Annotated in this window: 11 protein-coding genes; all 11 read left to right on the top strand. The window is 25.2% G+C overall.

Features of this window, described 5'->3' with window-relative positions; all coding sequences use genetic code 11:
• The first annotated feature begins 6 nt into the window (after positions 1-6).
• From E6771_RS13230 to rfbA, 11 genes are read left to right on the top strand one after another with little or no spacing between them, the layout of a single operon-like run.
• Entirely contained in the window at positions 7-1,032 is a 1,026-nt protein-coding gene (locus E6771_RS13230; RefSeq protein WP_316091813.1) for a polysaccharide biosynthesis protein, read from the top strand.
• Positions 1,033-1,034: 2 nt separating this feature from the next.
• On the top strand, positions 1,035-2,141 hold the full coding sequence (locus E6771_RS13235; RefSeq protein ID WP_316091814.1) for an NAD-dependent epimerase/dehydratase family protein: 1,107 nt from the start codon (positions 1,035-1,037) through the stop codon (positions 2,139-2,141).
• A 3-nt stretch (positions 2,142-2,144) separates the two neighbouring features.
• Positions 2,145-3,269, top strand: a complete 1,125-nt coding sequence (gene wecB / locus E6771_RS13240; protein ID WP_316091815.1) for a non-hydrolyzing UDP-N-acetylglucosamine 2-epimerase — start codon at positions 2,145-2,147, stop codon at positions 3,267-3,269.
• A gap of 2 nt (positions 3,270-3,271) precedes the next feature.
• Entirely contained in the window at positions 3,272-4,486 is a 1,215-nt protein-coding gene (locus tag E6771_RS13245; protein WP_316091816.1) for a glycosyltransferase family 4 protein, read from the top strand.
• 8 nt (positions 4,487-4,494) lie between these two features.
• Positions 4,495-5,730 (top strand): O-antigen polymerase, encoded by a 1,236-nt coding sequence (locus tag E6771_RS13250; protein WP_316091817.1) that lies wholly within the window; start codon positions 4,495-4,497, stop codon positions 5,728-5,730.
• Positions 5,727-6,875: a glycosyltransferase family 9 protein gene (locus E6771_RS13255; protein WP_316091818.1), complete on the top strand. Its 1,149-nt coding sequence runs from the start codon at positions 5,727-5,729 to the stop codon at positions 6,873-6,875. The genes E6771_RS13250 and E6771_RS13255 overlap by 4 nt, the downstream gene beginning before the upstream one ends.
• The gene (locus E6771_RS13260) at positions 6,869-7,813 is read left to right on the top strand and encodes a glycosyltransferase (protein ID WP_316091819.1); all 945 of its coding nucleotides are present in this window, start codon (positions 6,869-6,871) and stop codon (positions 7,811-7,813) included. The genes E6771_RS13255 and E6771_RS13260 overlap by 7 nt, the downstream gene beginning before the upstream one ends.
• Complete coding sequence (locus tag E6771_RS13265; RefSeq protein WP_316091820.1) at positions 7,810-9,264, top strand: oligosaccharide flippase family protein; 1,455 nt, start codon at positions 7,810-7,812, stop codon at positions 9,262-9,264. Before E6771_RS13260 ends, E6771_RS13265 begins: the two co-directional genes overlap by 4 nt.
• A complete protein-coding gene (locus tag E6771_RS13270; protein ID WP_316091821.1) occupies positions 9,248-10,366 on the top strand; it encodes a DegT/DnrJ/EryC1/StrS family aminotransferase in 1,119 nt (372 codons plus the stop codon). Before E6771_RS13265 ends, E6771_RS13270 begins: the two co-directional genes overlap by 17 nt.
• A gap of 1 nt (position 10,367) precedes the next feature.
• Positions 10,368-10,928, top strand: a complete 561-nt coding sequence (locus E6771_RS13275) for an acyltransferase (protein ID WP_316091822.1) — start codon at positions 10,368-10,370, stop codon at positions 10,926-10,928.
• Positions 10,925-11,794, top strand: coding sequence for a glucose-1-phosphate thymidylyltransferase RfbA (rfbA, locus tag E6771_RS13280; RefSeq protein ID WP_316091823.1), 870 nt, complete (start codon positions 10,925-10,927; stop codon positions 11,792-11,794). The genes E6771_RS13275 and rfbA overlap by 4 nt, the downstream gene beginning before the upstream one ends.
• Positions 11,795-11,888: the final 94 nt, after the last annotated feature.

Genomic DNA, 11,888 nt, shown 5'->3' on the forward strand with positions numbered 1-11,888 from the left:
GGTTTTATGTTTAAAGATAAGGTTCTATTAATAACAGGAGGAACAGGATCATTTGGAAATGCTGTACTCAGAAGATTTTTAAAAACTGATATTGGAGAAATAAGAATTTTTTCAAGAGATGAAAAAAAACAGGATGATATGAGAAAAATATATAGTAATCCTAAATTAAAATTCTATATAGGAGATGTAAGAGACTATAACTCAGTAATGGATGTAATGAGAGGAGTAGACTTTGTATTCCATGCAGCAGCTCTTAAACAGGTACCATCATGTGAATTTTATCCAGTACAGGCTGTTTATACTAATATATTAGGAACAGAAAATGTTTTGAATGCAGCAATAGCATCAAAAGTAAAAAAAGTAGTATGTTTAAGTACAGATAAAGCAGCTTATCCAATAAATGCAATGGGAATGTCAAAAGCCCTTATGGAGAAAGTGATAGTAGCAAAGGGAAGAAATTTAAAAGATGATGAAACAACAATATGCCTTACAAGATATGGAAATGTAATGGCATCACGTGGTTCAGTAATTCCTTTATTTATAGATCAGGTAAGACATGGGAAACCAATAACAATAACAGATCCAAATATGACAAGATTTATGATGAGTTTAGATCAGGCAGTAGATTTAGTATTGTTTGCATTTGAAAATGGAAAGAATGGAGATCTATTTATCCAAAAATCACCAGCAGCAACTATTGAGGTTCTTGCTCATGCAGTAAAAGATATATTAAAGAAACCTGAACATGAAGTAAGAATAATAGGAACAAGGCATGGAGAAAAACTTTATGAAGTTCTGATGACTAAAGAGGAAAAAGTAAGAGCAATAGATATGGGAGAATACTTTAGAGTTCCAGCAGATGGAAGGGATCTTAATTATTCGAAATATTTTGAAGATGGGCAGGAAGTAATAACAGAGTCAGATGAATATAATTCTCATAATACATATAGATTAAATGAAGAAGAATTAAAGAAAATGATTCTAGATTTATATGAGATACAAGATGAATTAAAAGAATTTGGGGTGAAATAGTAATGGAAGTTCTTGTAACAGGAGCAAAAGGCTTTATAGGGAAAAATCTTGTAGAAAGATTGTCTAGAATAGAAGGAATTGCTATTCATCAATTTGATAAAGAAAATACTATAGATGAAATTGAAGAGTATATAGAAAAAATAGATTTTATCTTTCACCTTGCAGGAATAAACAGGCCAGAGAATCCAGAAGAGTTTTATAAAGGAAATAGAGATACTATAAAAGAGCTGACAGATGTAATAGAAAAGAGAGGATTAAAAATACCAATTCTAGTAACTTCATCAATTCAGGCAGAAAGAGATAATGATTATGGAAAAAGTAAGTTAGAAGGAGAAATTTTTCTAAGAGAATATGGAAAAAGAAATCATGCGCAAATATACATTTACAGACTTCCAAATGTCTTTGGAAAATGGTGCAGACCAAATTACAATTCTGTAATTGCTACTTGGTGTCATAATATAGCAAATAATATAGATATCACTATATCAGATAGAAATGTAAAATTAGATTTTGTATATGTGGATGATGTTGTAAATACTTTTGTTTCTTACTTGCAAGAGGAGAAAGAGATTAAAGAATGGTATGAGATCCCAACAGTATATACTAAAACTCTTGGAGAAATTTCAGATCTTATCTATTCATTTAAAGATAATAGAAAGACTCTTGTAATAGAAAAAGTGGGAAAAGGATTTGAAAGAGCATTATATTCAACTTATTTATCATATCTTTCAGAAGATAACTTTTCATATGAACTTATAGAACATAAAGATAATAGAGGATCTTTTGTTGAAGTATTAAGAACAATAGATAGTGGACAATTTTCAATTTCTACTTCAAAACCTGGAATAACAAGAGGGAATCATTATCATAATACAAAAAATGAAAAATTTTTAGTGATAAAAGGAGAAGCAGTTATAAGATTTAGAAATATATACAGCGATAAAGTGATTGAATATCCTGTATCTGATAAAAAATTAGAAGTGGTGGATATACCAGTTGGATATACACATAATATAACAAATACAGGTACTGAAGAAATGATACTTGTAATATGGGCAAATGAATTATTTGATAAAGAGAATCCAGATACATACTACTTAGAGGTGTAATGAATGAAAAAAATAAAAGTAATGACAATAGTAGGAACAAGACCAGAGATAATAAGACTTTCAGAGGTTATAAAAGCATGTGATAAATACTTTGAACATATATTGGTTCACACAGGGCAGAATTGGGATTATACATTAAATCAAGTATTTTTTGAAGAATTAAATCTAAGAGAACCAGATTATTATCTGAATTCTGTAGGAAAACATTTAGGAGAAACAATAGGAAATATAATAGCTAAATCATACGAAGTTTTAGAAAAAGAAATGCCAAATGCACTTCTTATACTTGGAGATACAAATTCATGTCTTGCAGCAATAGCAGCCAAAAGATTGAAAATACCAGTATTTCATATGGAAGCAGGAAATAGATGTTTTGATCAAAATGTTCCAGAAGAAATAAATAGAAAAATAGTAGATCATATAAGTGATATAAATCTGCCTTATACAGAGCATAGTAGAAGATATCTTTTGTCAGAAGGCTTTAGAAAAGAACATATATATGTAACTGGGTCTCCTATGCATGAAGTTTTAATAAAAAATATGGATAAAATAGATCAAAGCAAACCTTTGGAAAAATTAGGAATAGAAAAAGGAAAATATATTCTTGTAAGCGCTCATAGAGAGGAGAATATAGATATAGAAGAAAATTTCTTTAAACTTATGAATGGGATAAATATGATAGCAGAACATTACAATATTCCAGTAGTATATTCAACACATCCAAGAAGCATGAAAAAAATAGAGGAAAGAAATTTTAAATTTCATCCTTTGGTAAAAAATTTAAAACCATTTGGATTCTTTGAATATAATAAACTGCAAAAGAATGCATATGCAGTGATATCAGATTCAGGAACATTATCAGAAGAATCATCAATGTTGAATTTTCCTGGAATATTAATAAGAACAAGTACAGAAAGACCAGAAGTATTGGATAAAGGAAATATGGTAATAGGTGGAATAGAAGGAGAAGAAATAATACAGGCAATAGATATGGTAAGAACATATTTTGAAGAAAATAACAAATATGAATTGCCAGTGGATTATAGAGATATAAATGTAGCAGATAAAGTAGTGAGAATAATATTAAGTTATTATAAGATAATAGATAAAGTTATATGGGGAAAATAGTTATGAATAAGTCAGTTTTGTTCTTAACAACAAAGTATTCTAAGGATGAAAATAATTTATGGCTAACTAATGAGTTAGCATTGGAATTTTTAAATAATAATTTTGATGTTCATGTTCTTGCACTATCTTGGGAAAAAAATGATCCTAAAAGTAGTTTTGGAATTGAAAATGGAATAAGTGTGTTGAGGATAAAGTTGCCAAATTTTATTTATAAGCTAGGAAGTATAGCTAAAATATTATTTTTTCAATTTTATATCATATATAGTTATATTTGTTATATGAAAAAAATAAAAATAAATTATGTTATTTCCAGTACACCAGCTTTTATTTTTTTTCTTTTTCCATTTTTTTTGAAGAAAATATTTAAAACTATAAATTACATGATTCTTTGGGATTTTTATCCATATTGTTTAGAAAGTACTAAAATTTTAAAAAATAGTGCAGTAAAGAATTTGCTTAAATATTTAGAAAAAATAAGTTTTTATAGTTATGATGTTTTTGGTTGTATGTCAAATGGCAACATAGAATTCTTTAAAGATAAATATCCAGCTTTATCTAAAAAAAGAAAAATAGAGATACTGCCTATTTGGGCCAGAGACAAAGAAATAAGTTTTTTAACAGAAAAAGAAAAAAAGGAATTTAGAAAAAAATATGATTTTAATATAGACGATTTTATTTTAATTTATGGAGGAGCTTTTTCAGTTATTCAAGAGTTAGATAAGATAGTTATATTGGCAGAAAAATTGGTATTTGAAAAAAATATCAAGATATTAATGATTGGAAAAGGTAATGAAAAAGAGCGAATAAAGAAAGATATAAGTACAAAAAAATTAAAAAATATTCAAATATATGACTTTGTTCCTAGGGAAGACTATGAAAAATTAGTAAGTATTTGTGATATGGGAATAGTATGTTTAGATTCAAAAATGAAAGTTCCAAGTTTTCCTTCAAAAACATTAGATTATTTTAAATTAAAAATTCCAATCTTAGCAATGGTTGATGAAATAACAGATTATTTAAAAATATTAAAAAAAGAAAATATGGGAATTGGAATGAATGGTTTTTCACAAAAAAAGTTAGAGATACTAGTAGAGGAATTACTTGGAATAGTAAAAAACAAAGAAATAAAAAAGCAAATGGGAGAAAATGGAAATAAATATTATAAAAAAAATTTAAATGTGAAAAATAGTTTTGAAATTATTTCTAAGCATTTTTAGGAGAAGAAATGAGATTGGATGTTTTGATTGTGGGAATAATGTTTATTTCTTTAAATTTATTAATTTTAAATAAAATTATAAAAAGAAGAACTAGAAATGATTTGACATTTATTTTTAGTTCATGGTGGGTAATGTGGTTATTGATTTCATTTGTTAATATAGGCAAATTTTATCCAATAACCATGAATACATATATTTATATATTAACTGGAATTTTATTTGTCAATATGCCCTTTATTTTTTTAAAAAAAAATAAATTAAGTATAAAGAAATATGGAAAAATGAAAAAACTTAAATATTTTTATTTTAATGAAATAATTTTTTTCATAATTAATCTCTATTATATAGCTAAATTATTTAATTTAATAGATATTTTAAATGATTATAGAATTGTAAGAACTGTATTTTTTGGAATAGAAGATAATGGCATTAAACTTTTTTCTAATGCATTATATGTATATATATATAACTTTTTTAAAAGTTTAAGTATAGTAAGTTTTTTAATTTCTTTGTCTTTAGTTTTTAAAAGAAAGAAATATATATTATTTTTAAGTTCTATTATAAATTTAACATTGTTTTGTTTTCTTAGTGCAGGAAGAGATTTTATAACATATATTTTAATATTTTTAATATTTTCTTTTAAAACAGGGGTGATAAAAAAAAGCTTTAAATATATAGCTGTTTTATTAGTTCCTGTTCTAATAACTACTTTTTTAAGAGAAGGAAATTTAAAAAAATTAGGAATGATAATAGTAACTTATTTTAGTGGAAGTATAGCATATTTTAATGAAGTGATGAAACAATATGGTGGAAAATTCTATTATGGAGAACTATTTTTTTCTTTTTTAATTTCTCCATTAAAGTATGTATTAATTGTTTTAAAAGTTAGTAATAATAAAGGAGCTATGATAGAGGTTGGAGAAAAATTGATGCATTTTATTCAAATATCTTCTGAAAATACTTATTCTCAAGTTTATAATGCATTAGCTACAATGTTTTATTGGTTTTATGCTGATTTAGGTTATTTAGGAATAATTTTATTTAGTAGCTTAATAGGTTATATTGGATTATATATTCAAAGAAGAGTTCAAAAAAATTATATAGAACATATGGCTTTAGCAGCTTATTTTGAATATTTAATGATTATGTCAATATTTAGTAATAAATTTATGGATATTTTTTCAGTTTTTCCACTGATGGTATATCTTTTTTTATTAAAAAAAGAGAGGGTTAATAAAAGGTGAATATATTAAAAAAAATTGTTGAATATTTAAGAAAGATTATAATATTTTCATTAATAGATATATTTTTATTGAAAAATAAAAGAACAATAGAAAAGGATATTCTGATTATAAGAATAGATGGAATAGGGGATTTTTTTATATGGTTAAATACTTTAAGAAGCTATAAAAAAATATATATAAATAGGAAATTTACTATAATTTGTTCAGAACAAGTAAAGGATATAGCAGAAAAAATTGATTTTTTTGAAGAAATTATTTCTATAAATAGAAATAAATTTTATACAAATTTTATTTACAGATATAAAATATTAAAAAAATTATCTAGAATAAAATTTGATTTAATTTTATCACCTACATATTCAAGAGAATTTTTTTGTTTAGATTGGTTAGTTCATTTTATAAAGGCAAAAGAGAAAATTGGTTTTGTTGGAGATAATGTTAATATAAAAAAAGTATTACATAATTTTAGTAATAAATGGTATACCCATTTAATTTCAACTAGTAATAAAAATTTAACTGAATTAGAAAGAAATTATGAATTTTTAGAAAGTATTTCCTTAACAAAAATAGGAATAGAATTAAATAGTATTTTAAATATAGATAAAAAAGAAAGAATAAAAGGCAAGTATTGTATATTTTTTTTAGGATCAAGTGAAGTTAAAAAAAATTGGGATGTAGAAAACTATGCTGAAATAGCCAAATATATTCCAGAAGATTATAAAATAGTTCTTTCTGGTGGAAAAAGTGAGATTGAATTAGGTGATAAATTTTTGAAAATTTATAAAAATAATCATAGAATTATAAATTTAATAGGGGAAACTAATTTATTGGAAACATTTTTTTTAATAAAATATTCAAAATTTATATTAGGTAATGATACAGCATGCATTCACATGGCTGTAGCAGCCCAAACAAAATCTATCTGTATTTTGGGTGGAGGACAATATGGAAGATTTCTACCTTATAATGAAAATTTATTGAAAAATAAAAATTTTCTTCCCAGAATTATTAATTATAAATTAGATTGTTATAATTGTAATTGGAATTGTAAATATAGATTGGATAATTGGCCATGTATTTCAAGAATAAATGTAGAAATGGTACGAAAAAAAGTAAATGAGTTGTTAAAGGAGGAGTTATGTTAGCCCCCGTTTTGGTATCTGTATATAATAGGAGGAAATCTTTTTTAGAATGTATAGAATATTTAAAAAGAAATAGTTTAGCATCAAAAACTATTTTGTATGTTGTTTCTGATGCTGCTTATCGCAAAGAAGATAAAGAAATAATTGAGTTAATAAGAAAAGATATAGAAAAGATAAAAGGATTTCAAAAAGTAGTAGCATTAAATAGAGAAGAAAATTTAGGAGCATATGTTTCTATTAATTCAGCAATAGAAGAAATTATTAATCAGCATGGAAAAATTATTTTTCTTGAAGATGATATTAGAGTGTCTCCCTTTTTTTTAAAATATATGAATAATTCATTAGAAAAATATGAGAATGACAAAAAAATATTTTCAATATCAGGATATAATTTTCCACTTAATGATATAGAAGAGGAATTAAAAGAAGATATTTTTTTATGGGAAAGATACTGTCCTTGGGGAGTGGGAACGTGGAAAAATAGATGGGAAAAGATAGATTGGGATTTAAAAAAATATAAAGAAATTTTTAGTGATAAAGAAAATGTAAAAAAGTTTAATAAAATTGAACCTAATTGTATAACAATGCTTGAAAAGGATAGGGAAGGTGTGGTAAAAGCCACTGATGCAAGAGTATGTTTTCATACTTTTATTAATAATATGTATACAATATATCCTAGAAAAACTTTAACTGTAAATAGAGGACATGATGGAAGTGGGGAACACTGTGGTGTAGATAAAAAATATTTTTTACAACAATTAGATGAAGATTTTGACCCTGTACTTACAAATGATTTAAAAGAAAATAAAGAAGTTTATAGAAAAATGTATGAGTTTCATTATTCATTTTTAAGACAAATTATAAAGCCTATATTAAAAAAGTTGAAATTATTTGATTTAATAAATAATTTTAGATATTTTGTTATGAGGAAAATTAAATGAAAAGTTTAAGTGAAAATGTTTTTTATAATGGACTGCTTATGTTCTTTAACATCACTTATCCTTTGTTGACAGCAAGTTATATTTCTAGAATATTAGGGGCAAAAAATTTAGGATTAATTAATTATTCTCAATCAATTATTAATTTTTTATTGGTTATAGCAATGGTAGGGATTCCAACATATGGGATAAGAGAAATAGCAAATGTAAGAGATAATGAAATTGAAAAACAAAAAGTTTTTTCAGAACTTTTTATTATAAAAACTATTTTTTCTATAATAACTTTTCTTTTATATTTGTGTTTATTATATTTTTATAGTGAATTTCAAAAAAATTTTTTAATATTTTTCATTATGGGATTTAATTTATTAATGAATATATTTAATATAGATTGGTTTTTTAGTGGAATAGAAGATTATAAAATCCTTTCTTTAAGAAATGTTTTTATTAAGATAATTACTTTTATTGGAATTATTTTTTTAGTAAAAAAAGCTGATGATTATTATATTTATATTATTTTTCTTGTTTTAGGTCAAGGATTAGGAAATATTTGGAGTTTTTTTTATTCAAAAAAGTTTATAAGATTAAAAGTTAAAAAACTAGATTATAAAAGACATTATAAAGCTTTAGTAATATTTTTCTTTTCAGCATTTGTTGTGAGTATTTATTCAATTTTAAATGGTATTTTATTAGGTATATTTAGTACTCCTGATAAAGTGGCGTTTTTTAATCGTGCAAGACAACTTCAAATGATAGGTGTTACTATTACTGGAGTAATAGCAACAGTATTAATCCCAAGAATTTCTTATTATTATAGTAATGATAAAGAAAAATATTTTAGCTTATTAAATAAATCATTAAATTTTAGCTATATTCTTTCAATTCCTTTAATGATTGGATTTATTTTTTTATCCAAAGAAATAAATTTATTTTTAGGAGGAAAAGAATTTCTGCCAGCAAGATTTTCTTTAATGATTTTAAGTCCTTTAGTTTTGATAGTAACTTTAGGAACTTGGGGATATTTACAAATAATTGTTCCTGCTGGAATGGAAAAGTTTGGAACAATTATTCAAATAATAATGGCAACAATAAGTATTATTTTAAATTTAATATTAATACCAAAATTTCATGATATAGGAGCTTCACTTGCAGTCCTTATATCAGAAACAATTGGTCCAATTTTATCATTTTATGTACTAAAGAAAAGAATAAAAATAAAATTATTAACTAATTCATTGTATAAATATATAATTTCTGGTATTATTATGGCTTTTTTTATAGAAATAATAAAAAGATATTTTAATAATAATCAAGCACTTATATTAAGTGCTTTAGGTGGAGGAATTATATATTTTGTTATTTTGATTCTTTTAAAAGAAGAGATAATCTTATATATATTAAATAAAATTTTCACTAAATTAAGGAGGAAAGATTCTAATGGAAAAGCTGAATAAAAAAATAATGGTAACAAAATCTTTTTTACCACCATATGAGGAGTATTGCGAAGAAATAAAAGAAATTTGGAATACTTATTGGCTTACTAATATGGGAATAAAACATGAAACATTGAAAGAGAAGATGAAACAATACTTAGATGTTGATAATATAACTTTATGCAGCAATGGTCATTTAGCGTTAGAAATGGCAATAAGAGCTTTAAAACTTACTGGAGAAGTAATAACAACTCCATATACATTTGCTTCAACTACTCATGCTATAACTAGATGTGGTCTTACTCCTGTTTTTTGTGATATTGAAATGGAAAATTTTACAATAGATACATCTAAAATAGAAGAGCTTATTACAGAAAAAACAAGTGCTATAATTCCAGTACATGTCTATGGAAATCCATGTAATGTTGAAGAAATAGAAAGAATAGCTAAAAAGCATAATTTAAAAGTAATCTATGATGCTGCTCATACATTTGGAGTAGAAATAAATGGAAAAGGAATAGGGAACTATGGGGATGTATCAATGTTCAGTCTTCATGCCACTAAAGTTTACAGTACTGTTGAAGGTGGGGCTTTAACATACAGCAATAAAGACTATTCAAAACTTTTTAGATTAGAAAAGAATTTTGGAATAACAGGCCCTGAAGAAGTTATTCAAAATGGTGGGAATGCTAAAATGAATGAATTTCAGGCAGCCATGGGACTTGTAAATTTAAAATATGTTGATGTTGAAATTTTGAAAAGAAAGAAATTAGTAGAAAGATATAGAGAACTTTTAAAAGATATAGAGGGGATAAGATATTTAGAGGATATAAAAGGAATAAGACATAATTATGCTTATTTTCCAATAATAATTGATGAAAAAGTTTATGAAATAAATAGAGATGAAGTATTTGAAAAACTAAAAGATTATAATATTTTTGCTAGAAAATATTTCTATCCTTTAATAAATAACTTTGAATGTTATAAAGAAAAATATAAAGATATAGTGTTGCCAAATGCTGAATATGTTTCAGATAGAGTAATGACCCTTCCAATGTATGGAGATTTAACTTTAGAAGAAGTTGATTATATTTGTAAAACTTTAAAATTAATTGGAGGGTAATATGAGTTTTTATACAAAAGAAAAATTAAAAGAGATAGGATTTAAATCAATAGGAGAAAATGTACTAATAAGTGATAAATGTAGTATATATTCCCCTGAAAAGATTTCAATTGGAAATAATGTGAGGATTGATGATTTTTGTATTTTAAGTGGGAATATAAAAATAGGAAATTATGTTCATATAGCAGCATATGGAGCTTATTATGGTGCTGGGGAAATAGAAATACATGATTTTTCAGGAACTTCTTCTCGAGTAACAATTTATAGTCAAAATGAGTCATATAATGGTGAAACAATGACAAATCCTACAATTCCAGAAAAATATAAAAAAATTAGTTATGGAAAAGTAATTATAAAAAAACATAGTATCATAGGTGCAAATTCAATTATTCTTCCAGGAGTGATAATAGGAGAAGGAACAGCAGTAGGGGCTATGAGCTTGATTAAAAATTCGACTGAGAAATGGTCAATTTATACAGGGATTCCTGCCCAAAAATTAAAAGATAGAAAAAAAGACTTGTTAGAATTAGAAAAGCAATTTTTAAAGGAGTCAATAGAATGAAAGGAATAATATTAGCAGGAGGGAGTGGAACAAGACTTCATCCTCTAACTAGAAGTGTATCAAAACAAATATTACCAATTTATGATAAGCCAATGATATATTATCCTCTATCAGTATTAATGTTGGCTGGAATAAAAGATATACTAATAATTTCAACTCCAAGAGATTTAGCCTGTTTTAAGGAGTTACTGGAAGATGGGAAAAAAATTGGATTAAATATAGAATACAGTATTCAGGAGCAACCAAATGGATTAGCAGAAGCCTTTATTATAGGAGAAGAATTCATAGGGGAGAGTAATGTAGCATTAATATTAGGAGATAATTTATTTTTTGGACAAGCTTTTTCACCTGTAATTAAAAAATCAGCAAAAATAAAGACAGGAGCAGAAATTTTTGGATATTTTGTAAAAAATCCAAAAGAATATGGAGTAGTAGAATTTGATGATAATAGAAATGTCTTATCTTTAGAAGAAAAGCCAGAAAAGCCAAAGTCTAAATATGCAGTACCAGGACTTTATTTTTATGATAATACAGTAGTAGAGAAAGCTAAAGGGTTAAAACCAGGTAAAAGAGGAGAATTAGAAATAACTGATTTAAATAAATTATATTTAGCTGAAGGAAGCTTAAAGGTTAATCTTTTAGGAAGAGGTTTTGCATGGTTAGATACAGGAACGCATAAAAATTTATTACAGGCAGCTAATTTTATAGAAACTATTCAAGACAGACAGGGAAGTTATGTAGCTTGTATAGAAGAAATAGCATATAAAAATGGCTGGATAACTAAAGAGGAATTAATAAGACTGGCAGAACCATTGTTGAAAACAGAATATGGAAAATATCTGATGGAAATAAGTGAGGAGATATAGATGAAGACATATCTTGTAACAGGAGCAGCAGGATTCATAGGAACAAATTTTGTGAAATATATGCTTGAGAAATATGGAGAGAATATAAAGATAG

Origin of the sequence: Fusobacterium sp. (genome assembly GCF_032477075.1) — a bacterium.
Taxonomy (GTDB): domain Bacteria; phylum Fusobacteriota; class Fusobacteriia; order Fusobacteriales; family Fusobacteriaceae; genus Fusobacterium_A.

Excerpts from the sequence above, each read along its gene's own strand:
- E6771_RS13265 (WP_316091820.1), top strand. The coding sequence starts at position 7,810 with ATGAAAAGTTTAAGTGAAAATGTTTTTTATAATGGACTGCTTATGTTC.
- rfbA (WP_316091823.1), top strand. The coding sequence starts at position 10,925 with ATGAAAGGAATAATATTAGCAGGAGGGAGTGGAACAAGACTTCATCCT.
- E6771_RS13235 (WP_316091814.1), top strand. The coding sequence starts at position 1,035 with ATGGAAGTTCTTGTAACAGGAGCAAAAGGCTTTATAGGGAAAAATCTT.
- wecB (WP_316091815.1), top strand. The coding sequence starts at position 2,145 with ATGAAAAAAATAAAAGTAATGACAATAGTAGGAACAAGACCAGAGATA.
- E6771_RS13250 (WP_316091817.1), top strand. The coding sequence starts at position 4,495 with ATGAGATTGGATGTTTTGATTGTGGGAATAATGTTTATTTCTTTAAAT.
- E6771_RS13245 (WP_316091816.1), top strand. The coding sequence starts at position 3,272 with ATGAATAAGTCAGTTTTGTTCTTAACAACAAAGTATTCTAAGGATGAA.
- E6771_RS13275 (WP_316091822.1), top strand. The coding sequence starts at position 10,368 with ATGAGTTTTTATACAAAAGAAAAATTAAAAGAGATAGGATTTAAATCA.
- E6771_RS13270 (WP_316091821.1), top strand. The coding sequence starts at position 9,248 with ATGGAAAAGCTGAATAAAAAAATAATGGTAACAAAATCTTTTTTACCA.
- E6771_RS13230 (WP_316091813.1), top strand. The coding sequence starts at position 7 with ATGTTTAAAGATAAGGTTCTATTAATAACAGGAGGAACAGGATCATTT.
- E6771_RS13260 (WP_316091819.1), top strand. The coding sequence starts at position 6,869 with ATGTTAGCCCCCGTTTTGGTATCTGTATATAATAGGAGGAAATCTTTT.